At 64.1% G+C, this 21,699-nt stretch carries 25 protein-coding genes; 15 read left to right on the top strand and 10 right to left on the bottom strand.

All coding sequences use genetic code 11. The annotated features are described in order from the left end of the window. Window positions 1-254: 254 nt before the first annotated feature. On the top strand, window positions 255-545 hold the full coding sequence (locus tag NKH16_RS09700; protein WP_352743729.1) for a hypothetical protein: 291 nt from the start codon (window positions 255-257) through the stop codon (window positions 543-545). 41 nt (window positions 546-586) lie between these two features. After that, window positions 587-730, top strand: coding sequence for a glycine zipper domain-containing protein (locus NKH16_RS09695; protein ID WP_352743730.1), 144 nt, complete (start codon window positions 587-589; stop codon window positions 728-730). 72 nt (window positions 731-802) lie between these two features. Here the strand turns inward: NKH16_RS09695 and NKH16_RS09690 are convergent, their stop codons facing one another. Next, window positions 803-1,966: a M20 aminoacylase family protein gene (locus tag NKH16_RS09690; protein ID WP_352451192.1), complete on the bottom strand. Its 1,164-nt coding sequence runs from the start codon at window positions 1,964-1,966 to the stop codon at window positions 803-805. Between the two features lie 270 nt (window positions 1,967-2,236). On the opposite strand from NKH16_RS09690, the gene NKH16_RS09685 reads away from it, so the two are divergent. Next, on the top strand, window positions 2,237-3,415 hold the full coding sequence (locus NKH16_RS09685) for a D-alanyl-D-alanine carboxypeptidase family protein (RefSeq protein ID WP_352743879.1): 1,179 nt from the start codon (window positions 2,237-2,239) through the stop codon (window positions 3,413-3,415). A 4-nt stretch (window positions 3,416-3,419) separates the two neighbouring features. Continuing rightward, complete coding sequence (locus NKH16_RS09680) at window positions 3,420-4,547, top strand: CobW family GTP-binding protein (protein ID WP_352743731.1); 1,128 nt, start codon at window positions 3,420-3,422, stop codon at window positions 4,545-4,547. Between the two features lie 158 nt (window positions 4,548-4,705). Here the strand turns inward: NKH16_RS09680 and NKH16_RS09675 are convergent, their stop codons facing one another. The 5 genes from NKH16_RS09675 to NKH16_RS09655 all read right to left on the bottom strand — a co-directional run bounded on the left by NKH16_RS09675 (window position 4,706) and on the right by NKH16_RS09655 (window position 8,635). Further along, window positions 4,706-4,978: a sulfurtransferase TusA family protein gene (locus NKH16_RS09675; protein ID WP_352743732.1), complete on the bottom strand. Its 273-nt coding sequence runs from the start codon at window positions 4,976-4,978 to the stop codon at window positions 4,706-4,708. 5 nt (window positions 4,979-4,983) lie between these two features. Further along, the gene (locus NKH16_RS09670; protein WP_352743881.1) at window positions 4,984-6,309 is read right to left on the bottom strand and encodes a L,D-transpeptidase family protein; all 1,326 of its coding nucleotides are present in this window, start codon (window positions 6,307-6,309) and stop codon (window positions 4,984-4,986) included. A 212-nt stretch (window positions 6,310-6,521) separates the two neighbouring features. After that, complete coding sequence (locus NKH16_RS09665) at window positions 6,522-7,472, bottom strand: acetyl-CoA carboxylase carboxyltransferase subunit alpha (RefSeq protein WP_352451195.1); 951 nt, start codon at window positions 7,470-7,472, stop codon at window positions 6,522-6,524. Window positions 7,473-7,571: 99 nt separating this feature from the next. After that, window positions 7,572-8,489: a site-specific tyrosine recombinase XerD gene (locus NKH16_RS09660; protein WP_352451196.1), complete on the bottom strand. Its 918-nt coding sequence runs from the start codon at window positions 8,487-8,489 to the stop codon at window positions 7,572-7,574. After that, window positions 8,486-8,635 carry a hypothetical protein gene (locus tag NKH16_RS09655; protein WP_023677884.1) on the bottom strand — a complete coding sequence of 50 codons (150 nt, stop codon included), beginning with the start codon at window positions 8,633-8,635 and terminating at the stop codon, window positions 8,486-8,488. The genes NKH16_RS09660 and NKH16_RS09655 overlap by 4 nt, the downstream gene beginning before the upstream one ends. Window positions 8,636-8,793: 158 nt before the next feature. On the opposite strand from NKH16_RS09655, the gene NKH16_RS09650 reads away from it, so the two are divergent. From NKH16_RS09650 to NKH16_RS09635, 4 genes are read left to right on the top strand one after another with little or no spacing between them, the layout of a single operon-like run. Then, complete coding sequence (locus NKH16_RS09650; protein WP_352451197.1) at window positions 8,794-9,396, top strand: shikimate kinase; 603 nt, start codon at window positions 8,794-8,796, stop codon at window positions 9,394-9,396. Then, on the top strand, window positions 9,393-10,535 hold the full coding sequence (gene aroB / locus NKH16_RS09645) for a 3-dehydroquinate synthase (RefSeq protein WP_352743734.1): 1,143 nt from the start codon (window positions 9,393-9,395) through the stop codon (window positions 10,533-10,535). The genes NKH16_RS09650 and aroB overlap by 4 nt, the downstream gene beginning before the upstream one ends. Further along, window positions 10,532-11,428 carry an HlyC/CorC family transporter gene (locus tag NKH16_RS09640; RefSeq protein ID WP_023677887.1) on the top strand — a complete coding sequence of 299 codons (897 nt, stop codon included), beginning with the start codon at window positions 10,532-10,534 and terminating at the stop codon, window positions 11,426-11,428. Before aroB ends, NKH16_RS09640 begins: the two co-directional genes overlap by 4 nt. Before the next feature lie 40 nt (window positions 11,429-11,468). Then, the gene (locus NKH16_RS09635) at window positions 11,469-12,275 is read left to right on the top strand and encodes an alpha/beta hydrolase (RefSeq protein WP_352743735.1); all 807 of its coding nucleotides are present in this window, start codon (window positions 11,469-11,471) and stop codon (window positions 12,273-12,275) included. Window position 12,276: 1 nt separating this feature from the next. Here the strand turns inward: NKH16_RS09635 and NKH16_RS09630 are convergent, their stop codons facing one another. Next, complete coding sequence (locus tag NKH16_RS09630) at window positions 12,277-12,579, bottom strand: BolA family protein (protein ID WP_352451200.1); 303 nt, start codon at window positions 12,577-12,579, stop codon at window positions 12,277-12,279. Window positions 12,580-12,712: 133 nt separating this feature from the next. Between NKH16_RS09630 and NKH16_RS09625 the strand changes: the two genes are divergently transcribed. The 6 genes from NKH16_RS09625 (at window position 12,713) to NKH16_RS09600 (ending at window position 18,423) form a co-directional block, all read left to right on the top strand. Continuing rightward, window positions 12,713-13,342 carry a J domain-containing protein gene (locus NKH16_RS09625; protein ID WP_036238769.1) on the top strand — a complete coding sequence of 210 codons (630 nt, stop codon included), beginning with the start codon at window positions 12,713-12,715 and terminating at the stop codon, window positions 13,340-13,342. Window positions 13,343-13,465: 123 nt separating this feature from the next. After that, complete coding sequence (gene cobS, locus NKH16_RS09620) at window positions 13,466-14,452, top strand: cobaltochelatase subunit CobS (RefSeq protein WP_352451201.1); 987 nt, start codon at window positions 13,466-13,468, stop codon at window positions 14,450-14,452. Window positions 14,453-14,463: 11 nt separating this feature from the next. Next, complete coding sequence (gene cobT, locus NKH16_RS09615) at window positions 14,464-16,362, top strand: cobaltochelatase subunit CobT (RefSeq protein ID WP_352743737.1); 1,899 nt, start codon at window positions 14,464-14,466, stop codon at window positions 16,360-16,362. Next, window positions 16,359-17,384: an esterase-like activity of phytase family protein gene (locus NKH16_RS09610; protein WP_352743738.1), complete on the top strand. Its 1,026-nt coding sequence runs from the start codon at window positions 16,359-16,361 to the stop codon at window positions 17,382-17,384. The genes cobT and NKH16_RS09610 overlap by 4 nt, the downstream gene beginning before the upstream one ends. Before the next feature lie 188 nt (window positions 17,385-17,572). Continuing rightward, window positions 17,573-17,941: an ArsR/SmtB family transcription factor gene (locus NKH16_RS09605; protein ID WP_352743883.1), complete on the top strand. Its 369-nt coding sequence runs from the start codon at window positions 17,573-17,575 to the stop codon at window positions 17,939-17,941. Then, entirely contained in the window at window positions 17,938-18,423 is a 486-nt protein-coding gene (locus tag NKH16_RS09600) for an SRPBCC family protein (protein WP_352743740.1), read from the top strand. Before NKH16_RS09605 ends, NKH16_RS09600 begins: the two co-directional genes overlap by 4 nt. A 55-nt stretch (window positions 18,424-18,478) precedes the next feature. Here the strand turns inward: NKH16_RS09600 and NKH16_RS09595 are convergent, their stop codons facing one another. From NKH16_RS09595 to rpmB, 3 genes are all read right to left on the bottom strand, one after another. After that, window positions 18,479-19,153, bottom strand: coding sequence for a polyamine aminopropyltransferase (locus tag NKH16_RS09595; RefSeq protein WP_352899140.1), 675 nt, complete (start codon window positions 19,151-19,153; stop codon window positions 18,479-18,481). A 55-nt stretch (window positions 19,154-19,208) separates the two neighbouring features. Beyond that, complete coding sequence (locus NKH16_RS09590) at window positions 19,209-19,889, bottom strand: queuosine precursor transporter (RefSeq protein ID WP_352451206.1); 681 nt, start codon at window positions 19,887-19,889, stop codon at window positions 19,209-19,211. Window positions 19,890-19,971: 82 nt separating this feature from the next. Beyond that, complete coding sequence (gene rpmB / locus NKH16_RS09585) at window positions 19,972-20,268, bottom strand: 50S ribosomal protein L28 (protein ID WP_006328411.1); 297 nt, start codon at window positions 20,266-20,268, stop codon at window positions 19,972-19,974. A gap of 612 nt (window positions 20,269-20,880) precedes the next feature. Here rpmB and NKH16_RS09580 point away from each other — a divergent pair. After that, entirely contained in the window at window positions 20,881-21,672 is a 792-nt protein-coding gene (locus tag NKH16_RS09580; RefSeq protein WP_352451207.1) for a DUF3108 domain-containing protein, read from the top strand. Window positions 21,673-21,699 lie beyond the last annotated feature (27 nt).

Below are 21,699 nucleotides of genomic sequence, written 5' to 3'. Positions count from 1 at the left end.
ATGGCCTCGGCCCGTTCTACGAGCTGCATGTCTGGGCCTGGAAGGGCAACCCGACCGGCGCGTTCGCGGACATGAACCCGAATGTGTCGTGCGAACCGACGACTGCTGTCAGCCAGTAAGCAGCCGAGCCAGGCGGCGCCGACGCCGCCTGGCCGCGCTGAATTGCGGGGCAGCCGGCAACGGGCGCAAAGACGGCTCAGATAGCGGAACTTTCGGGATGCCGGCGCGCTTTAGTGTCCCGAAGGAGACACCGCATGAGCGCCACCAAAGAGTTCTTTGAAACCTGGCTGCAGGAGAATGTCGGCAATCTGCCGGCCGAGAGCGAGGTGAGCGTCGCCGTCCTGGCGCAGCAATTCGAGCAGGATGCCGATGCTGCCGGCTATGGCCACGAGGTTCGCGAAGACGAACTCGGCAATATCCAGGAGGCGATCGAGGCAGCCCTGACGAAGGCGAGGACAGGCGAAGAGCCGCAACCTGCCGACGACAATGAGCTAGCGCCGGTAATGGAGGCGCTGGAGGTCGAGGATCCGAAGAGCGGACCGTAGCGGTTGCGGCTCTTCCCTTCCACGCTACATGACCGGGCATAATGGATGCCAAACACCTCACACTCGGCGTCGTGATCGGCGTGGCTATCGGCGTCGTGTTGGACAACATTGTTACGGGCATCGGTATAGGTATTGCTCTGGGCATTGCCTTCGGCCTTGCCCGGAAGTCGTCCGGCCGGAAGTGACCAGCAGAACATGTCCTGCCCGGTTTTGCCGCCCAGAGGTGCGGCGGTTGCTGCACCGCCGATGCCGAATGGCTACGCCGCCAGCGCTGTTTCCGCCAGCTTCACCCAATAGCTCATGCCGTGCGGGATGACCTCGTCGTTGAAGTCGTAGGCTGGGTTGTGCAGGCCGGCGGTATCGCCATTGCCGATGAAGATGAAGGCGCCCGGCCGCGCTTCAAGCATGTAGGAGAAATCCTCGCCGCCCATCACCGGCTGGATCGCGCGGTGCACATGGCTGTCGCCGGCGACGTCGGCCGCGATGTCGCTGGCAAAGACCGTCTCTTCCGGATGGTTGAAGGTGACGGGGTAATTGGCATTGTAATCAACCTCGATTGTCGCGCCGAAGGCAGCGCCCAGGCCTTGGCAAAGCGCGCGGATGCGCTCTTCGGCCTTCTTGGCGACCTCCTTCTTCAGCGTGCGTACGGTGCCGGCGATCTCGGCGGTCTCGGGAATGACGTTATAGGCGTCGCCGGCGTGGAATTTCGTCACCGAGACGACCACCGCCTCGACCGGATCGGTGCTGCGCGAGGCGATCGTCTGCAATGCGCCGACAAGCTGGCTGGTGATGACGATCGGATCGATGGTGCCGTGCGGCATCGCCGCGTGGCCGCCCCGGCCCTTGACGGTGATGGTGAATTCGGCAGTCGCCGCCATGATCGGACCCGGCCTGATGGCGAACTGGCCGACCGGCAGGCCCGGCATGTTATGCATGCCGAACACCTTGGAGATGCCGAAGCGCTCCATCATGCCGTCCTTGACCATCTCGTTGCCGCCGCCGCCGCCCTCTTCGGCCGGCTGGAAGATGACCGCAACGGAACCGGCGAAATTGCGTGTTTCGGCGAGGTATTTGGCGGCACCCAACAGCATCGCGGTGTGGCCGTCATGGCCGCAGGCGTGCATCTTGCCGGGGACGGTCGAGGCATAGGATTTGCCGGTGATCTCGTTGAGCGGCAGCGCGTCCATGTCGGCGCGCAGGCCGATGGTCGAGCCTTCGCCGTGGCGGCCGCGGATGATGCCGACGACGCCGGTCTTGCCCAAACCCGTCACGATATCGTCGCAGCCGAAAGCCTTCAGCTTCTCGGTGACGAAAGCGGCGGTCTTGAAGACGTCGAAATTCAGCTCCGGCGTCTGGTGCAAATGGCGGCGCCAGCCGGCCACCTCGTCCTGCATTTCGGCGGCTCGGTTCAGGATCGGCATGATGGTTCCATTTCGCTGTTGGAGCAGGCGGTCTTGGCCTGCTGCTTTGCAATTGTGCCTGCTGCCTTGCAACCATGCACGCTGCTTTGCATTGTGCTGCTGCTTCCACATTGTGATCGGCAGCACTTTGCCATGTTGACGTCACATAGAGTAAATAGCACCGCGACTGTGGTCCGGGAACAGAGGGCCGGACCATTATCCTGGCGATCGTGTAACGAAATCTTACGGAGCCAGGTGGGACTGCGGCAAGAGGCTATTTCGGTTTTCATGATGCGCTACAGGCATTTCCTCAAACTGTTGGTGGCGGGCACGGTGGTGCTTGCGTCGCTGGCCGGGCCTGCCTTGGCCAATCCGACAATCCTGTTCGACCTGAACAGCGGCGAGATCCTGCAGCACCAGGAGGCGTTCAGGCGCTGGTACCCGGCTTCGCTGACCAAACTGATGACCGCCTATGTGGCGTTTCGGGCGATTGCCGCGGGCGAGGTCCAGCTCGATTCGCCGATCAAGGTAACGAAACATTCTGCCGGCGAGCCGCCGAGCAAGATGGGCTTCAAGCCGGGCTCGGTGATGCGGTTGGACAATGCGCTGAAGATGATGCTGGTCAAATCGGCCAACGATATCGCCATGGCGGTCGGCGAGAATATCGGCGGTTCGCAAGCGGCTTTCGCCGAACGCATGAACGCCGAAGCGCAGAGGCTCGGCATGAGCGGGTCCCGTTTCGTCAATCCGAACGGGCTCTATTCGCCGGACCAGTATACGACAGCGCGCGATCTCGCTTTGCTGGTGATGGCGATTCGCAAGGAATTTCCGCAATATGCCCCCTGGTTCTCGATCGAAGGCCTTGCCGTCGGTAAGAAGGCGATCTCCAACTACAACCTGCTGATCGGCCGCTATCCGGGTGCCGACGGCATGAAGACGGGTTTCGTCTGCTCGTCCGGCTTCAACATGATCGGCTCGGCGACCCGCAACGGCCGCACCCTGGTCGCCGTAGTGCTCGGCGAGCAATCGGCCATTACCCGCGCCGAGGCGGCGGCAAAATTGCTCGACCAGGGCTTTGCAACGCCGGCGCCGAGCTGGCTGACGGTCGCGGCGCTGCCCGCCTATGGCGACACCATGTCGGCCAACGACATGAATGACGAAATCTGCAAGAAGAAGCCGGTCGAGGAGCAGTCGGAAACCGCACCCGCCGTCGGCGACAAGGGCAAGGACGTGCCGAAATCGCCCTATCAGGAAAAGCTCGACCATGTACCGACGCTGATCGCCGTCGGCCTCGGCGGCGCCACAGGACCGAAGCCGAAGGCGATGCTCGACGCCTCCGGGCAGGAATATGCCGACGTGCCGCTGCCGACATGGCGGCCGGACCGGGCGCCGCCGGCCGGCGCCGAGCCAGTTGTGGCCGGATCCGCCACCGCCGCGCAGGTCCAGCAGCCGGCCAAGGCGCTGAACTAGCCGCATGGCCGGCTTCCCGATCCCCGTTTCGGTGCTCACCGGCTTTCTCGGTGCCGGCAAGACGACGCTGCTCAACCGGCTGCTCCGGGATCCGGCGCTCGCCGACACCGCCGTCATCATCAACGAGTTCGGCGAGGTGGCGATCGACCATCTCCTGGTCGAGCAGGCCTCCGACGGCATCATCCAGCTCTCCGACGGCTGCCTCTGCTGCACGGTGCGCGGCGAGCTGGTCGACACGCTGGCCGACCTCGTCGACCGGCTGCAGACCGGCCGCATCGACCGGCTTGCCCGCGTCATCGTCGAAACCACCGGGCTCGCCGATCCCGCCCCCGTACTGCAGTCGATCATGGCACACCCGGCCCTGGTCCAGGCCTTCCGGCTCGACGGCGTCATCACCCTGGTCGATGCCGTCAACGGCAATGCGACGCTCGATGCGCATGTCGAGGCGGTGAAGCAGGTGGCCGTCGCCGATCGCATCGTGCTCAGCAAGGCCGACCTGACCACGGATGCAGGCGATGTCGAGGCGTTGCGGGCGCGGCTCAGGCAGCTCAACCCGGGCGCCGTGGTGCTCGACGCCGGCGAGGCAAGCACCGCGACCCTGTTCGATAGCGGCCTCTACAATCCGGCCACCAAATCCGTCGATGTGCAGCGTTGGCTCGGCGAACAAGCCGGCCACGACCATGACCACGGCGGGCATGACCACGGCGGGCATGATCACGACGGGCATGACCATGCCGACCATGATCACCATGACCACAGGCACGATTCCCGCGTGCGTTCGTATTCGCTGGTTCATGACGGGCCGGTGCCGTTTTCGGCAATCGAGATGTTCCTCGATCTGTTGCGCTCGGCGCATGGCGAGCGCCTTTTGCGGATGAAAGGCGTCATCGAGCTTGCAGAAGACCCGTCGCGGCCGCTGGTTATCCATGGCGTGCAGAAGATCCTGCATCCGCCGGTGCAACTGCCGGCCTGGCCGGACAGCCAGCGCGGCACCAGACTGGTGCTGATCACGCTCGACATGCCCGAAGACTATGTCCGGCGGCTGTTCGCCGCCTTCACCAACCGGCCGTCGATCGACACGCCGGATCGCGCAGCACTGGAAAGCAACCCGCTGGCTATTGCCGGATCGTGATCTCCCCCCTTGAGGGGGAGATGTCGCCGAAGGCGACAGAGGGGGTCGCCTCGGCTGGCGCGACGCCCTGTGGGACGAAAGAAAAGGTTGGCGCTTGACGCGCGGCAACCCCCTCTGGCCTGCCGGCCATCTCCCCCTCAAGGGGGGAGATTACGCGTTCAGCCGCCGCGCTCGACCAGGAAGCGGTGGCCGCCTGCCATCGCCGTCGTTTCGACCAGCCGATGGCCGCTCTCGGCGCAGAAGGCGGGAATGTCGATGACGGCGAGCGGGTCGGTGGTTTCGAGCCACAGCCGGCTGCCCGGCTGCATTGCGGCCAGGCGCTTTTTTGCCTTGAGCACGGGCAACGGGCAGTTCAGGCCTTTGAGGTCGTAGACGGCGGCGGGGCTGGTTGAGGGCCTGTGTTCTTGGCCCCCATCTTCTTGCTCAAGCATGAAGTTCAGCCGCCAAACATGCCGAGCAGCTTTTTCTTCAACCTTGTCGCCGTGCTTTCGGCGTCCGCAGCCTGCGTTTCGACTGCCGGGGCGGCCTCCGATGGCGCTACGGTGGCGGTGGCGACAGGCACCTCGGCGGCGGTCTTGGCAGCTTCCTTTTCGGCGAGCGCCTGGGCTTTGGCAGCTTTCTTCTCGGCCAAGGCCTGTGCCTTGGCTGCCGCTTTCGCGGCCTTCGCCGCTTCTATCGCGGCAAGCCGCTGTTCCTCGGCCTTCTGCTTGGCGGCCTTTTCGGCGTCGAGCGCCGCCATCTTGCGGCCCGCCGGCGAATCGATGCGGCCCATGCGCGCCGTTTCGGCCACCGTGCCGTCCGGGTTGAGCGAGGGCGGCTCGATCGGAACGCGTTCGCCGCGCGCACGCCGTTTCGACCAGTCGGAAACGATGCTGGCTTCCTTGATCCCGGCGATGGTCGGCTTGGGTGCCGGCACGCTGGCCTTGACGGCGCCGTTGAAGGCCGCCTCATAGGTGCTTTGATAGGCGTTGATGGCGCTCTTCAGCGAATCGGGCTGGGTGGTCGGAGGGCAAGCGCCGATCGGATTGAAGGTCGAGCCGTCGGCCGCAACCTGGTTGAACACGTAGCGCTTCTCGCAGACGTCGACTTTCGGCGGCACCTTGGTAACCTCGAAATTGTCGTAGCCGACCTTCAGCATCTTCCAGAATTCGTAGTTCGGATCGTTGCGATAGCGCGCCATGTTGGCTGCGGTCATGCGGAACGGAAAAGCCTGGATCTGGAACTCGGTCTGGCCGCCCTGGAAGGCGTCGCGGCCGAAGGCGTAGATCTGCTCGATCTGCGCGTCGGTCATCGAATAGCAGCCAGACGACGAGCAGGCGCCATGGACCATCAGGTTGGAACCAGTGCGGCCATTGGCGCGGTCATAGGCGTTCGGGTAGCCGATGTTGAAGGACAGGTGGTAATTCGACCGCGGGTTCATCTGTGCCGGGCGGACCGTGTAAAAGCCTTCCGGCGCCTGGCGGTCGCCTTCGGTGAACTTCGGCCCGAGCTTGCCCGACCATTTGCAGATGTCGTAGCTGGCGACCAGGTCGTAGCGGCCGTTGGTCTTGGCCTTCCAGATTTCGAGCTTGCCTTCTTCCTTGAAGATGCGGGCCATCACCGAGGAGGTGCGGACCATGCCCTTGGCTTTCATCTCGGCCAGGATCTTGTCCGGCAGCGGCTTGTTGGCTTGCGGCGCAAAATCCTTCATCGAAGCGTCATTGCAGCCGGCGACGCCGATCGCAGCGATCAGAACTCCGGTGCGGGCAAGCTTGGCAAACATGGATATGGCTATCGTCTTCATCTCTGCGCCGCGGATGCCGCGGCTGCTAAACTGACCACTGACGGACCCTAAGCCCGTTAACCTTGAAAATTCCTTACCGCAATCATGCTGGCGCGTCCCCTTACGGCAACCCCACTGAGCCGAATGCGGCGGCATTTTTGTGGCAAAACTGGTTCACGCCGCCACATTTCGGGCCGCGTGCCTGCCGGACGTTACAGATTGCGGCCCATCGCCAGGTATTTCTCGCGGCGATGCTCGCGGAAGTCGGTGTTGGCGCCGGAGAATTCCTTCATCGTCCTGGCGATGAGGTCGCCGGTGGCGGCAATCACCGTTTCGGGGGCGCGATGGGCACCGCCGAGCGGCTCGGCGACGATGGCGTCGATGATCTTCAGCTCCAACAGATCCTGCGCCGTGATCTTCATGTTGGTCGCAGCGTCCTTGGACCGCGTGGTGTCGCGCCACAGGATCGAGGCGGCGCCTTCCGGCGAGATCACCGAATAGATGGCGTGTTCGAGCATGTAGACGCGGTTGGCGGTGGCGATCGCTATGGCGCCGCCCGAGCCGCCTTCGCCGATCACCACCGAGATCGACGGCACCTTCAGGCCAAGGCAGGCCGAGGTCGAGCGGGCGATGGCTTCCGCCTGGCCGCGCTCTTCGGCGTTGACGCCCGGATAGGCGCCGGCCGTGTCGACCAGCGTCAGCAGCGGGATTTGGAAGCGGTCGGCGAGTTCCATCAACCGCACCGCCTTGCGGTAGCCCTCCGGCCGCACCGAGCCGAAATTATGCTTCAGCCGGCTTGTCGTATCGGAACCCTTCTCCTGGCCGATGATTGCCACCGGCTCGCCACGGAAGCGGGCGAAGCCGCCGACGATCGCCTGGTCCTCGCCGAAATTGCGGTCGCCGGCGAGCGGCGTGAAATCGGTAAGCAGACCCTTGATGTAGTCGATGCAATGCGGCCTGTCCGGATGGCGCGCCACCTGCACCTTCTGCCATGGCGTCAGCGCCTTGTAGGCGTCGCGCAGCGCATCGCGCGAGCGCTTTTCGAGACGGGCGATCTCATCGCCGACATCGACCGCCTCGCCGTTCTCGGCAAGCTTCTTCAGCTCAAGGATCTTGCCTTCGAGATCCTGCACAGGCTTTTCGAAATCGAGGTAATTGTACATTCTTGGGCGGACCGGCAAGTCGGAAGGCAATGACTGACGCAAGCCTGAAAATGCAGGCTGGGCGCGGTGGAACGTCGTTCTCACATAGCGACATGACGCCTAGTCGGCAAGCGGATGATGATCGTTGACCAGACGCACCAGCCGCTCCTCCAGCACATGCGTGTATATCTGCGTCGTTGAAATATCGGCATGGCCGAGCAGCTGCTGCACGGCCCTGAGATCGGCGCCGTTCTGCAGCAGATGGCTGGCGAAAGCATGGCGCAGCACATGCGGCGATATCTTCGCCGTGGCAATGCCGGCCCGCGCGGCAAGCCCTTTCAGCTCGCGGGCAAAGACCTGTCTCGAGAGATAGCCGCTGTCGGCGGCGGCCGGAAACAGGAACGGGCTGTCGGCAAAAGCCGGCACCGTTGCCCGTGCGGCAAGCCATGTCCGCATCGCCGCGCGCGCCTTGGCCGACAGCGGCACCATGCGCTCCTTGTTGCCCTTGCCGCGCACCATGAAGAAGCGGTCGTCGCGCTGTGCCACCGTCACGGGAAGGCCGACCAGCTCCGAAACGCGCAAGCCGGTGGCGTAGAGCACCTCGACCAGTGCGTGCAGGCGCAGCGCCGCCAGCCTGTCGCCGTCATGCATGGAGGGGTCCATCGCCTCCTGCGCCGCGCGGTCGAGCAGCCGGCCGGTATCGGCCTCGCTCATCGTCTTAGGCAGCGGCCGGCCCTTCTTCGGACTGTCCAGCGTGCCGGTCGGATCGTCACCCCGCAGGCCTTCGGCATAGAGGAACTTGAAGAACTGCCGGATCGCCGACAATTTGCGCGCCTGCGAGGTGGCGGCAAAGCCGCGCGCGGCGATGTCGTCGAGATAGGCACGGATGTCGGCGCTGGTGGCAGCGGCAAGCCCACCGCCGATCCCGGCGGAAGCGTCTTCGAGGTCGCGGCGATAGGAGGAAAGCGTGTTTTCGGCCGCGCCGCGCTCGGCGCTCATCATCTCCAGGAAGGCTTCGATGCGGGCGGCGCTGTTCATTTTTTGGGATTGAGCTTTTCTGGAGGGATACGCACGCTCATTTCCGCCTTCCTCGGCTCGACGAACATGACCAAGGCGAACATCGCGCCATAGACAATGCCGGCCAGAATCGCGAGCGTCACGACAAAGCGAAACAGTGTTGGCATTAATTTTCGCCCGTCGTCTTATTCTGCATTTCCAACCCTGTGCCCTTATGAGACGCCAATCCGGCCAATTCAAGGGTGAAGCCCATAGTCCCGGTTGCGCCGCGCTTGACGCAAACAGGCTTTTGATGTCGATACGCCGCCAAAGAGGCCCTAGAAGCATGAACGCGCTACCAGCAAATCCTCCGGGCGAGAGCCATGCCGCGCTGCTCGGCCGGCTGGGCGGCCGTTCCATCGTCTTTGTCGGGCTGATGGGCGCCGGCAAGACGGCGATCGGCCGCAAGGTGGCGGCGATGCTGGCACTGCCCTTCATCGACAGCGACCAGGAGATCGAAACTGTTTCGCGCATGAGCGTCCCGGACCTGTTCGAGCGCTATGGCGAGGCGGAGTTCCGGGCACTGGAGCAGCGCGTCATCCTGCGTGTGCTGGAGCACGGGCCGCAGGTGCTGTCGACCGGCGGCGGCGCCTTCATGAACGCGCAGACGCGCGAGGCGATCGCCAGCCATGGCGTTTCGGTTTGGCTGAAAGCCGAGATCGACCTGTTGATGGAGCGCGTTTCCAAGAAACAGAACCGGCCGCTGCTGAAAAGCGCCGATCCGCGCGCCGTGCTGGAACGGCTGATGGCGGAACGCTACCCGGTTTATGCCGCGGCCGATGTCATCGTGCCGACCCGCGACGACCGCAAGGAGATCATTGCCGCCGAAGTGGTGGACGCGCTGCGCGGCCATCTCGGCGTTGCCGATATTGACGAGGTGCGGTCGTGAGCGCTGATGCAACGGTCTCTGTCGAAGTCGGGCTTGGCGAGCGTGCCTACGATATTTTGATCGGTCCCGGCCTGCTGTCACGCGCCGGCGCCGAGATTTCGCGCCGTCTGCCGGGGACGCGGGCGGCGGTCGTCACCGACGAAAACGTCGCGGCCGCGCATCTCGCGACGCTTGCGGCCGGCCTGGCAAGCGGTGGCATCCAACATGCCGTCATCACGTTGCCGCCAGGCGAAAAGACCAAGAGCTTTGCGCATCTCGAAGAGGTGGTCGACGGCGTGCTGGCCGCCAAGCTGGAGCGCGGCGACGTCGTCATCGCGCTCGGCGGCGGCGTCGTCGGCGACCTCGCCGGCTTTGCCGCCGGCATCGCGCGGCGCGGCATGAACTTCGTACAGGTTCCGACCTCGCTGCTGGCGCAGGTCGATTCCTCCGTCGGCGGCAAGACCGGCATCAACAGCAAGCGCGGCAAGAACCTGGTCGGGGTATTCCACCAGCCGAGGCTGGTGCTGGCCGACACCGAAGTGCTCGACACGCTGCCGATCCGCGAGTTTCGCGCCGGCTATGCCGAACTGGCCAAATACGGGCTGATCGACCGGCCCGAGTTTTTCTCCTGGCTGGAAGAAAACTGGCGTCAAGTGTTTGTCGGCGGGCCGGAGCGGGCTGCGGCCATCGCCGAGGCCTGTCGTGCCAAGGCCGACGTCGTTGCCCGCGACGAGTTCGAGACCGGCGACCGCGCGTTGCTCAATCTCGGCCACACCTTCGGTCATGCGCTGGAGGCGGCGACCGGCTATGACGGCGCAAGGCTCGTGCATGGCGAGGGCGTCGCCATCGGCATGGCGCTGGCGCACCGCTTTTCGTCAAGGCTCAATTTGGCGAGCCCCGACGACGCGGCGCGTGTCGAGGCGCATCTTCGCGCCGTCGGTCTGCCCTGGCGCATGGCCGACATTCCAGGCGAACTGCCCGACGCCGAGACGCTGTTCTCCTTCATCACCCAGGACAAGAAGGTGTCGCGCGGCGAGCTGACCTTCATCCTGACGCGCGGCATCGGCCAGGCCTTTATCGCCCGGGATGTGCCGGCCTCGGAAGTGCTGGCGTTCCTCCGGGAGAACCATCCGGGTCGGCAGGAAAGCCGCCCGGGATGAGCCAGGCCGGCTGGATCGCGGCTGCCGTGCTCGCCGGCCTCGGCCTGCTGGGCTTCGTCTTGCGCCGGCGCCTGCTCGCCGCCTTCGGCTACGAGCTGCAACGCATCGAGCCGCAGCGCTCGGCGCGCGAGGAACTGCGCGGCGCCGTCGACGATTTCCGCCGCGACGGCCAGGTGGTGCGCGAGGACCGCGCCCGCATCGGCGGCCTGTTCGACCTCGAGGAGCTCGAAGTGTCGGACGTCATGGTCCACCGCACGAATATGCGCTCCGTCAACGCCGACGACCCGCCCGAAGCGGTGGTTCGCGAGATCCTGCAGAGCCCGCACACCCGCATGCCGTTGTGGAAGGGTTCGCTCGACAACATTGTCGGCGTGCTGCACGCGAAGGATCTGCTGCGCGCGCTGAACGAGGTCGGCAACGATTTTTCCAGGATCGACGTGATGAAGATCGCGTCGAAACCGTGGTTCGTGCCCGACACCACGACGCTTCAGGAGCAGCTCAATGCCTTCCTGCGCCGCAAGGCGCATTTCGCCATCGTCGTCGACGAATATGGCGAGGTCGAAGGGCTGGTGACGCTGGAAGACATCATCGAGGAGATCGTCGGCGAGATCGCCGACGAGCACGACATCGACATCCAGGGCGTCAAGCAGGAGGCCGACGGCTCCGTCGTCGTCGACGGCACGGTGCCGATCCGCGACCTTAACCGGGCGCTCGACTGGAACCTGCCGGACGAGGAAGCCACCACCATCGCCGGCCTTGTCATCCACGAGGCGCAGTCGATCCCGGACGAAAAGCAGGCCTTTACGTTTCACGGCAAGCGCTTCGTCGTCATGAAGCGCGACAAGAACCGTATCGCGCGGCTGAGGATCAAGCCGGCGATGCTTGGAGAATGACAGTGCGCACCTTATGGCAGCCGTGGGCAGTCAGGAGTTGATGACGATCGATCGGCGAAGCCTGCTTCTGGCGTCGATGGCGGCGCTGCTGCCGGGACAGGCGGCGGCATTGCGGCTGCGTTCGCCGTCGCCCGAAACCTTCGATTATGGGCCGGCCAAGCTCGATATCTATTCCCGCGATGGCGCAAGCGGCCTGCCGGTCGTCTTCTTCGTCCATGGCGGCGCCTGGCGGGTCGGCAACCGCAACAATATCAACTCCAAGCCTGGTTTCCTGCTCGACAATGGCTTCTGCTTCGTCTCGATCGACTACCGGATGCTGCCTGAAGCCGACGTCGCCACCCAGGCGGCGGATGTCGAACTGGCCTATCGTTACGTCCGCGCCAACATGGCCAGCCATGGCGGCGATCCGGACCGGATCGTCGCCATGGGCCATTCGGCCGGCTGCCATCTCGTCGCATTGACCGGGCTGCGCGGCGGCCTGCCCGGCGTCGCGGCGCTGGTTCTCGACGACACCAGGGCCTACGATCTGGAGGCGCTGGCCAGAAGCGGCGGCATGGCAGGGGTCTATGCCCGCGCCTTTCCCGATCCGGCGCAGTGGCGCGCGCTGTCGCCTGTCACCTATGTGGAAGGCCGCAAGCACCCGCCGACCTTCATCGCCCATTCGCGCGCGAAAGCCCGCGCGGCGGACGCGCAGGCCTTCGCCGGGCGTCTGCGCGCCACCGGAACCAGGGTCACGCTGTTCGACGGCAGCGCCTATTCGCACATGTCGATCAATCGCGACTTCGGCACCGAAGGCGATGCATTGACAGCTGCGGTGATGGCTTTTCTGAGGGCGAGCCTCGGCTGAGTCACCAGCGCGTCGTTTCACCGGGCGCTGCCGGCTCGATCGCCAGGGCGTGGACGCCGGATTTCAACTCTTCGGCCAGGAGATCGTTGACTGCACGGTGACGCTCGACGCGGCTCATGCCGGCAAAGGCTGGCGCGACGATGCGGACGCGGAAATGCGTCTCGCCGGCGCCGTCGAAGGTGGCGTGATGGCCAGAATCCACATGATGATGCCCGGCATGGAGATGGCTTTCGTTGATGACGGCCAGCCGTTCCGGCGAAAACGCCTTTTTCAGCTTATCTTCCATCGTTGCCTGTATGGACATCGCCGCTTCCCTTCACCACATCTATGTCATCGCACAAAATTCGCAATTCGCCGGTTTTATGCCGCGATTCAGCGGTTAGGGCGATCATCGCGAAAATGTCAATTCTTGTTTCGCATCCGCGAACAGCCCATAAATGGGTGAGATGAAGCCGTACCCAAAATATTTCGAGAAGATTCGCATCCGCCCGGAGAAGGACGCGGAGCTGAAGTCGCGTTCGCCGATCTGCCAGTGGGATGGCTGCAAGGAGGCCGGTACCCACCGTGCCCCGGTCGGACGGATGAAGGAAGGCGAGTATTTCCAGTTCTGCTTCGATCACGTGCGCGAGTACAACAAGGGCTTCAATTATTTCTCGGGCGTTCCCGATACCGAGATCGCCCGCTTCCAGAAGGAAGCCATGACCGGCCACCGGCCGACCTGGAAAATGGGCGTCAACGGCGCCTCGACACGCTCCTCGCCAGACTTCGCCCAGGCGCGCTCCGGCCGCGCCGGCTACTACAATCGCATGCGCGATCCGTTCGACCTGTTCAAAGGCCCGAAAGACCCGCGCGAAGCACGCGAGCGCAAGGCCAAGCCGCTTGAGGCCAAGGCACTGGAAACGCTTGGCCTTGATACAAAGGCAACTGGCAAGGATATCAAGGCGCGCTATAAGGAACTTGTGAAACGCCACCACCCGGATGCGAATGGCGGCGACAGAGGTTCGGAAGACCGGTTCCGCGATGTGCTCCAGGCGTATCGCGTGCTCAAGCAGGCAGGTTTGTGCTGAGCGACCATACGGTTCGTGTCGCTTTCCAACTTTCATAAGGTTGGAAAAGGCTCTAAGACCGCCCCCGAACAAAATCGATTGCCGGCGAAACGCGGCGTTTCGCTTGTGGAGACGTTGATAGAGATGAACAAGGTCGATCGCGACATCGCCAACCTGCCCGACACCACGGTGTCGGTGAAGGAGACATTCGGCTTCGACTCCAAGATGGTGGTGCCGGCCTATGCGGTGACGAGCGAGCATGTCCCCGACATCGACCCGGACTACCTGTTCGACAAGAACACGACCATGGCGATCCTCGCCGGCTTTGCCTACAATCGCCGGGTCATGGTGTCGGGCTATCACGGCACCGGCAAGTCGACGCATATCGAGCAGGTCGCCGCCCGGCTCAACTGGCCTTGCGTGCGCGTCAACCTCGACAGCCATGTCAGCCGTATCGACCTCGTCGGCAAGGACGCCATCGTGGTCAAGGACGGGCTGCAGATCACCGAATTCCGCGACGGCATCCTGCCCTGGGCCTATCAGCACAATGTCGCGCTGTGCTTCGACGAGTACGATGCCGGCCGCCCGGACGTGATGTTCGTCATCCAGCGCGTGCTGGAATCGTCGGGCCGGCTGACGCTGCTCGACCAGAGCCGGGTCATCCGCCCGCACCCGGCCTTCCGGCTGTTTTCGACCGCCAACACGGTTGGGCTGGGCGACACCACCGGCCTCTACCACGGCACCCAGCAGATCAACCAGGCGCAGATGGACCGCTGGTCGATCGTCACCACGCTGAATTACCTGCCGCACGACAATGAAGTGAACATCGTGCTGGCCAAGGCCAAGCACTACCGCGACGGCAAGGGCAAGGAGATCGTCAACAAGATGGTCCGCGTCGCCGACATGACGCGCTCGGCCTTCATCAACGGCGATTTGTCGACGGTTATGAGCCCGCGCACGGTTATCACCTGGGCCGAGAATGCCGAAATCTTCGGCAATATCGGCATGGCGTTCCGGCTGACCTTCCTCAACAAATGCGACGAGCTGGAACGCTCGCTGGTCGCCGAGTTCTATCAGCGCGCCTTCGGCGAAGATCTGCCGGAATCGGCTGCCAATGTGGTGCTGGGCTAAGCAGAGTCTCGATGGCGGGTCCGGGCGACAACACGCGAAACAAATCCAAGACCGGCGCTGAGAACGACAGCTTCAAGCGCGCCGTCACCGTCTGCATGCGCGCCATCGCCGGCGACAAGGATCTCGAGGTCGGCTTCGCCAAGGACCGGCCGGCGCTGGCCGGCAGCCGCGCCCGGCTGCCGGAATTGCCGAAGAAGGCATCGAAGGCGGACATCGCCATCACCCGCGGGCTCGGCGATTCCATGGCGCTGAAGCGCGCCTGCCACGATGCGCGCATCCACACCAGGCTGGCGCCGGAAGGCAAGCAGGCCCGCGCCATCTACGACGCGGTCGAGCAGGCCCGGGTGGAGGCGATCGGCAGCCGCGCCATGCAGGGCGTCGCCGACAATATCGGCTCGATGCTGGAGGACAAATACGCCAGGACCAACCTCGTCGACGTCAAGGACAAGGCCGACGCGCCGATCGAGGAAGCGCTGGCGCTGATGGTGCGCGAAAAGCTGACCGGCCGCACTGTGCCGAAAAGCGGCGAACGGCTGGTCGATCTCTGGCGGCCCTGGGTCGAGGAAAAAGCCAGCGCCGATCTCGACGGGCTGTCGGCAAAGCTCGATGACCAGCAGGCGTTCGCCCGCGTGGTGCGCGAGATGCTCGCCTCCATGGAAATGGCCGAGGAGCTCGGCGATGACCAGGAGACGGAAGACTCCGAGGACAACGACGAAAACCAACCGCAAGGCGAGGAGCAGAGCGAGGAGGGCGGCGAAGACGATTCCGGCTCCGAGCAGTCGCAGTCCGAGGATACCGAGGCATCGTCGGACGACGAGCAATCGGCCGAGACGGAAGCCTCCGACGCTACCGCCGAGGATCTCTCCGACGATGACGACGCCGATGCGGAGACGCCCGGCGAGGCGCGCCGCAACGACAACCCCTTCACCAATCTGCCGAAAGAGATCGATTACAAGGTCTTCACCACGGCCTTCGACGAGACCGTTGGTGCGGAGGAACTGTGCGAGGAGGAGGAACTCGACCGGCTGCGCGCCTTCCTCGACAAGCAGCTCGCCAACCTTTCCGGCGTCGTCGGGCGGCTGGCCAACCGGCTGCAGCGCCGCCTGATGGCGCAGCAGAACCGCTCCTGGGATTTCGACCTCGAAGAAGGCTATCTCGATCCGGCACGGCTGGTGCGCGTCGTCATCGACCCGATGCAGCCTCTGTCCTTCAAGCAGGAGCGCGATACCAAATTCCGCGACACGGTGGTGTCGCTGGTGCTCGATAATTCGGGTTCGATGCGCGGCCGGCCGATCACCGTCGCCGCGACCTGCGCCGACATCCTGGCGCGCACGCTGGAACGCTGCGGCGTCTCGGTCGAAATCCTCGGCTTCACCACCCGCGCCTGGAAGGGCGGACAGGCGCGCGAGAAATGGCTGAAGGAAGGCAAGCCGCCGAACCCCGGCCGGCTCAACGATCTGCGCCACATCATATACAAATCCGCCGACCATCCGTGGCGTCGGGCGCGCCGCAACCTCGGCCTGATGATGCGCGAGGGCCTGCTCAAGGAAAACATCGACGGCGAGGCGCTGCTGTGGGCGCACAACCGGCTGATCGCGCGGCCGGAGCAGCGCAAGATCCTGATGATGATCTCGGACGGCGCGCCGGTCGATGATTCGACGCTGTCGGTCAATCCGGGCAATTATCTCGAGCGGCATCTGCGCGCCATCATCGAGCTCATCGAGACGCGCTCGCCGGTCGAGCTTTTGGCCATCGGCATTGGCCACGACGTCACCCGCTACTATCGCCGCGCCGTCACCATCGTCGATGCCGAAGAACTGGCCGGCGCCATGACCGAGCAGCTGGCCTCGCTGTTCGCCGAGGAAACCGTGCGCGACACGCGGCGCGGCGGCATGCGGCGCGCCGGATGATTTTTTCCCGCGGCGGCTTTTGGCAGAAGCTTTTGGCCGCCATTGCGTTGTTGGGCGTCAGTTTGGCGCCGGCTGTCGCTGCCGGGCCGGCCTCGGTCGAGCCGGCCGAAATCTCGGCACGGCCCATAACCCAGTTTCGCATCGGCAATGACGAAAAACAGTTCGGGCCGCTCGAATTCGTCGGCGGGCTCGAAATGACCTCGCCGACGCGCGATTTCGGCGCGCTGTCGGCGCTTCGGTTCCTCAAGCCAGGCAGCGATTTCATCGGCGTTGCCGACACCGGTTTCTGGTTCTTCGGCACCCTCGTCCACGATGCCGACAAGCGGCCTTCCGGCATCCAGAATTTTCGCATGCAGCAGATGGTCGATGCGGCCGGCCAGCCGATCGACGAGAAATGGGCGGTCGATGCCGAAGGCCTCGCGGTCAAGGACGGCATTGCCACAGTTGGTTTCGAGCGCGATCACCGTATCGCCGAGTTCAAGATCGATCCGGACGGCATGAAGGCGCCGTTCAGGCAATTGGATTTCCTGATTCCGGCCTGGGAACTTCGCCGCAATCGCGGCTTTGAGACCGTCACCCGCGCCAATCTCAACGGGCAGCACGCGGGCGGACTGGTCGTGGTGTCGGAAAAGAGCCTCGACAAGACCGGCAACATCTTTGCCGCGATCATCGAAGGGCCGCGCAAGGGCGTCTTCACCATCAAGCGCAATGGCGATTTCGACATCACCGACGGCGCCTTCCTGCCGGACGGCGACCTGTTGCTTCTGGAGCGCAGTTTTTCGATGGCCGGCGGCGTCAAGATGCGGCTGCGGCGCATCTATGGCGAAAGCGTCGAGAAGGGCGCCGTCGCCGACGGGCCGGTGCTGCTCGAAGCCGACATGGGCTACCAGATCGACAACATGGAAGCGCTCGACGTCTGGACCCGCGACGATGGCGCGCTGATCGTGTCGCTGATGTCCGACGACAACCACTCGATCCTCCAGCGCAATCTTTACCTGGAATTTGTGCTGCACGAGGATTGACGCGCGACCGGCCTGCTGGCTGACAGCATCGCTGGCGTTTCCGCGCCGTTTTGCAGCGCAGGCAATTTCCCTTGCAATTTCCCCTGGCAATGACCCGCGTCGCGGGTTTTCCAGCCGGCTCTCACCATCTGCAAAAATACTTTAGTCGTGACTTGACAATTTGTGTCATCGGCGAAATACTCAAGTCCATGCTTAAGTATTCCGAGATCGACAGCATCCTGCGGGCTCTTGCCGAGCCGACGCGCCGGGCAATCCTGGAAAGGCTGAGCCGCGGGCCGGCCACCGTCAGCCAGTTGGCGGAGCCGTTCGGCATGACCTTCGCCGCTGTGCTCCAGCATCTTCAGGCGCTGGAAGCGTGCGGGCTGATCCGCAGCGAGAAGGTCGGACGCGTGCGCACCTGCCGGATCGAGCCCGGCGGGCTCGCCCCGCTCGCCGACTGGATCGCCGCGCACCGTACGCCGGCCGAACGCCAGCTCGACCGTCTCGGCCAGATCCTGGCGGAGACTGACCAACCGAACGCAACACTCCACGACCAGGAAAAGGACGAAAAGAAATGAACCAGATTGCCCCCGTGAACGACCAGCACTCCGTCATCCATTCGACCTTCACGATCGAGCGGACCTATCCGCAATCGCCCGAACGCGTCTTCCTCGCCTTTGCCGATAAGGCGACGGTGCGGCGCTGGCGTGTCGAAGGCGACGGCTTCACCATCGCCGAATTCACCTTCGATTTCCATGTCGGCGGCGGCGAGGTTTCGCGGTTCAGCTATCAGGGCGGCCCGGAAATCAGGCTCGATGCGCAGTTCCAGGATATCGTCCCTGAGCGGCGCATCGTATTTTCATACCGGATGGCGGTCGGGGCGCAGCCGCTGTCGGCGTCGCTCACCACGGTCGAGCTTGCACCCTCCGGCGAGGGCACCCGCCTGACCTATACCGAACAGGGTGCCTTCTTCGATGGTGTCGATTCAGCGCAAGGGCGCGAGGAGGGCACGCGCGGGCTGCTGCAGGCGCTCGCCGCCGAGCTTCAGAAGGCGAGGTAGAGGTTCGTCGGTGTACCGGGCGGCGTCCACAAGGCCCGCCCGGATTGCGAGGGGCCTATTGCCCTTTGCTCGCGATCCAGACGACGTGCCGGGCGCCGCGCTTGCCGTGGGCCCGCATGTTGACCTCCTCGACCGTGAAGCCGGCCTGCTTGAGCCTTCGGGTGAAACCTGCGTCAGGGCCCTGCGACCAGACCGCCAGCACACCGCCGGGCTTGAGAGCTGCTCTCGCGCTGATCAGGCCGGCTGCGCTGTAGAGCGCATCGTTGGCCTTGTAGACGATGCCCTCGGGGCCGTTGTCGACATCGAGCAGGATCGCGTCCCAGGCCGAAGCTTGCGATCGGATGAGCTGACCGACATCGGCCTCACGAATGCTGACGCGCGGGTCGTCAAGGCAGCCGCCGAACAGCTCGGCCATCGGGCCGCGCGCCCAAATCACGACCGCCGGCACCAGTTCGGCAACGGTGACCTGGGCGTCGTCGGCAAGCTCGGCCAGCGCCGCGCGCAAGGTAAAGCCCATGCCGAGGCCGCCGATCAGGATGTTTGGGGTCCGGCGGCCGGCAATCCTTTGGCAGGACAGTTTCGCCAGCGCCTCTTCGGAACCGCTGAGCCGGCTGTTCATCAGCTCGTTCGCGCCAAGCATGATCGAGAATTCGCCGCCGCGCCGCTTCAGGCGGAGTTCCTGTCCGCCGTCAGGCGTTTTTGCCGAGTCCAGTTGAAGCCAGGGGATCATGCTCGATAGTCTTTGAGCATGATCTTGTCCGAAAACCGGTTCCCACTTTTCGGGATCATGCTGCCAGTGCCGGCTGGCTCCAGCGGGCGGCAAGCAGCCGGTAGGGGATCAGCGCCACCACCGCTATGATCAGCTTGACGCTGAGATCGCCGAGCGCCCAGGAGACCCAGCGCATCGTCTCGACCGGCAGCACGCCCATCAGCGGCGCGGTTTCCAGCGCAAAGCCGTCGTTGGGCCCGGCGAAGGCGAACGCCGCCGCGAAGGCGACGGTGAAAAACACCACCGTATCGAAAACGGAGCCGACCAGCGTGCCGACGATCGGTGCGCGCCACCAGCTCTGCCGGCGCAGCCGGTTGAACACGGTGACGTCGAGCAACTGCGCGGTGAGGAAGGCGGCACCCGACGCCGCGGCAATGCGCACCAGCCGGTCGGCGGCGGTCTCGAATTCGATCAGGCCGTGGCGAAACAGCAGCGGTGGGATGACGATCGAGCAGATCACCGCTGTCATGAAGCCGACAAAGACGATCCTGCGCGCCACCGCCGGCCCATAGCGGCGGTTGGCGAGATCGGTGACCAGGAAGGAGAACGGATAGGTGAAGGCGCCCCAGGTCAGGATGTCGGCCAGCGACAGCCCGCCGATTGCGCCTTGCATCGGGAACTGCACGAGGATGTTCGAGGCCACGACGACGAGCGCCATGGCCGCCACGAAGGGCAGGTACCGCGAGAGGAAAATCATTTTTTTATCCTGGGTAATGGAACCAGCGGAACGCGATCCGGAGTTCGGACCGCGCCCTGGAAGGCGGCTGCCGCCGAAAAACTCAGGCGGCCGGCTGCTCGGCGAGCTTCTTGGCGATCTGCTTCTTCAACAGGCGGGCGCGCTGCGACAATTCCTTGGCATCGGCCTTGGCCAGGAAGGCGTCGAGGCCGCCGCGATGCTCGACCGAACGCAGCGCGTTGGCCGAAATGCGCAGGCGCACGTTCTGGTTCAGCGCTTCCGAGATCAGCGTCACATTGACGAGATTGGGCAGGAAGCGACGCTTGGTCTTGTTGTTGGCGTGGCTCACATTGTTGCCGGACATGACTGCCTTGGCAGTGAGTTCGCAGGTGCGGGACATGGTTCTAACCTTCGGTTCTCGGTCCTGGCCAAACATTCGACCCGCGCCGGGTGGCGCGCGGTTTCGGTCAGGCGGCCTTATGGAAAAAGTTGGCGTTCCATAGTTGCATTTCGCCGAGGCGTCAAGCTTGGGGTTGGTTAGTGCCAAGGGAATCAATCAAAAGATGACCGATGCCGGCGCTGCCCCTCATCCGCCTGCCGGCACCTTCTCCCCGTATAGTGACGGGGAGAAGGGGCTTGGCCGCAGGCTCGGCGCTTCTGCAACTTCGCAAATTGGCGAAACCCTTTGCAAGGCGACCTTCTCCCCGTCCCTATACGGGGAGAAGTGCCCGGCAGGGCGATGAGGGGCTGCGCAAACCTGTAGCGATTTTCCAGGTGGCCACATTTTGTTCTTGCTTTGTGCCGGCAGCTATGCTACTAATTTCGGTATGGTGCTAATTGGCTCCAACGACCCGCCCGCCGAGGCGGGTTTTTTATTTTGGCTGTCGACCAGCCCCAACGTTGCCTGCCGACGGCGCCTTTCACATTAAGGCCGGAATTCAGCCTATAAGCGGTCGCACAGGGACATGCCAGACCGGAGCCGCCCCGTCCGGTCGACAATCAAGGACCCGCCATGCCTCGTTCTTTCCTCCATGCCCTGGTCGTGCTGATGGCCGTCGCGCTTTCGACGACGGTTTCGGCCGCTGAGCCGCAATCCTTCACGGGCGAATATTCGGTGTCGTTCCTCGGCCTCTCCGTGGCCAAGGCGAAATTCTCCAGCCATTACGAGGGCGACACCTATTCGATCGAGGGCAGCGTTTCCGCCGCCGGGCTCGCCACTTTGTTCGACGACACGCGAGGCACGATCTCGTCGAAGGGCAAGATTTCGGGCAAGCAGTTGCAGCCGCAAGCGTTCCACGCCGACTACACGTCCGGCAAGAAGGCATCGATGATCGACATCCAGTTTGCCAACGGCGTCGTCACCTCGACCAAGGTCGTGCCTGAGCCGAAGAAGCGCAATCCCGAGAATTGGATACCGCTGGCCGGCAGCCATCTCGTATCGGTCCTCGATCCGATGGCCGCCACCGTCATCCATGCCGACAGCCTCGACCAGGTCTGCGGGCGCACGGTGAAGCTCTATGACGGCGAAATGCGTGCCGATCTGAAACTGACCTACGAGTCCAAAGGGTCGATCTCGGTGGCCGGCTACAAGGGCGATACGGTCACCTGCAGGCTGGGCTTCGAGCCGGTGGCCGGTTACCGCAAGAACCGCAAGGCGCTGAACTACCTGAAGAAACGCAGCCGCATCATGGTGACGTTTGCACCGGTCGGCCAAAGCGGCGTATATGCGCCGATCCGCGCCACGGTCAGCACGCAAATCGGCCCGCTGACGATCAGCGCAGAGCGGTTCGAAGCAAACGAATAGGCGTGATGGTGCGCCGCCAACGATGGG

The sequence above is a fragment of the Mesorhizobium sp. M1307 genome (assembly GCF_040318155.1).
In the GTDB taxonomy this organism is placed as follows: domain Bacteria; phylum Pseudomonadota; class Alphaproteobacteria; order Rhizobiales; family Rhizobiaceae; genus Mesorhizobium.
This window is presented reverse-complemented; position numbering and strand designations above follow the sequence as displayed.

What these genes read in the sequence shown, in the direction of transcription:
- NKH16_RS09640 (WP_023677887.1), top strand. Translation starts at nt 10,532, where the DNA reads ATGAGCCAGGCCGGCTGGATCGCGGCTGCCGTGCTCGCCGGCCTCGGC.
- NKH16_RS09660 (WP_352451196.1), bottom strand. Translation starts at nt 8,489, where the DNA reads ATGAACAGCGCCGCCCGCATCGAAGCCTTCCTGGAGATGATGAGCGCC.
- NKH16_RS09595 (WP_352899140.1), bottom strand. Translation starts at nt 19,153, where the DNA reads ATGATCCCCTGGCTTCAACTGGACTCGGCAAAAACGCCTGACGGCGGA.
- NKH16_RS09680 (WP_352743731.1), top strand. Translation starts at nt 3,420, where the DNA reads ATGGCCGGCTTCCCGATCCCCGTTTCGGTGCTCACCGGCTTTCTCGGT.
- NKH16_RS09695 (WP_352743730.1), top strand. Translation starts at nt 587, where the DNA reads ATGGATGCCAAACACCTCACACTCGGCGTCGTGATCGGCGTGGCTATC.
- NKH16_RS09635 (WP_352743735.1), top strand. Translation starts at nt 11,469, where the DNA reads ATGACGATCGATCGGCGAAGCCTGCTTCTGGCGTCGATGGCGGCGCTG.
- cobT (WP_352743737.1), top strand. Translation starts at nt 14,464, where the DNA reads ATGGCGGGTCCGGGCGACAACACGCGAAACAAATCCAAGACCGGCGCT.
- NKH16_RS09675 (WP_352743732.1), bottom strand. Translation starts at nt 4,978, where the DNA reads ATGCTTGAGCAAGAAGATGGGGGCCAAGAACACAGGCCCTCAACCAGC.
- NKH16_RS09700 (WP_352743729.1), top strand. Translation starts at nt 255, where the DNA reads ATGAGCGCCACCAAAGAGTTCTTTGAAACCTGGCTGCAGGAGAATGTC.
- NKH16_RS09600 (WP_352743740.1), top strand. Translation starts at nt 17,938, where the DNA reads ATGAACCAGATTGCCCCCGTGAACGACCAGCACTCCGTCATCCATTCG.
- NKH16_RS09665 (WP_352451195.1), bottom strand. Translation starts at nt 7,472, where the DNA reads ATGTACAATTACCTCGATTTCGAAAAGCCTGTGCAGGATCTCGAAGGC.
- NKH16_RS09690 (WP_352451192.1), bottom strand. Translation starts at nt 1,966, where the DNA reads ATGCCGATCCTGAACCGAGCCGCCGAAATGCAGGACGAGGTGGCCGGC.
- NKH16_RS09630 (WP_352451200.1), bottom strand. Translation starts at nt 12,579, where the DNA reads ATGTCCATACAGGCAACGATGGAAGATAAGCTGAAAAAGGCGTTTTCG.
- NKH16_RS09685 (WP_352743879.1), top strand. Translation starts at nt 2,237, where the DNA reads ATGCGCTACAGGCATTTCCTCAAACTGTTGGTGGCGGGCACGGTGGTG.
- rpmB (WP_006328411.1), bottom strand. Translation starts at nt 20,268, where the DNA reads ATGTCCCGCACCTGCGAACTCACTGCCAAGGCAGTCATGTCCGGCAAC.
- NKH16_RS09610 (WP_352743738.1), top strand. Translation starts at nt 16,359, where the DNA reads ATGATTTTTTCCCGCGGCGGCTTTTGGCAGAAGCTTTTGGCCGCCATT.
- NKH16_RS09580 (WP_352451207.1), top strand. Translation starts at nt 20,881, where the DNA reads ATGCCTCGTTCTTTCCTCCATGCCCTGGTCGTGCTGATGGCCGTCGCG.
- NKH16_RS09655 (WP_023677884.1), bottom strand. Translation starts at nt 8,635, where the DNA reads ATGCCAACACTGTTTCGCTTTGTCGTGACGCTCGCGATTCTGGCCGGC.
- NKH16_RS09605 (WP_352743883.1), top strand. Translation starts at nt 17,573, where the DNA reads ATGCTTAAGTATTCCGAGATCGACAGCATCCTGCGGGCTCTTGCCGAG.
- NKH16_RS09650 (WP_352451197.1), top strand. Translation starts at nt 8,794, where the DNA reads ATGAACGCGCTACCAGCAAATCCTCCGGGCGAGAGCCATGCCGCGCTG.
- NKH16_RS09590 (WP_352451206.1), bottom strand. Translation starts at nt 19,889, where the DNA reads ATGATTTTCCTCTCGCGGTACCTGCCCTTCGTGGCGGCCATGGCGCTC.
- NKH16_RS09670 (WP_352743881.1), bottom strand. Translation starts at nt 6,309, where the DNA reads ATGTTTGCCAAGCTTGCCCGCACCGGAGTTCTGATCGCTGCGATCGGC.
- NKH16_RS09625 (WP_036238769.1), top strand. Translation starts at nt 12,713, where the DNA reads ATGGGTGAGATGAAGCCGTACCCAAAATATTTCGAGAAGATTCGCATC.
- cobS (WP_352451201.1), top strand. Translation starts at nt 13,466, where the DNA reads ATGAACAAGGTCGATCGCGACATCGCCAACCTGCCCGACACCACGGTG.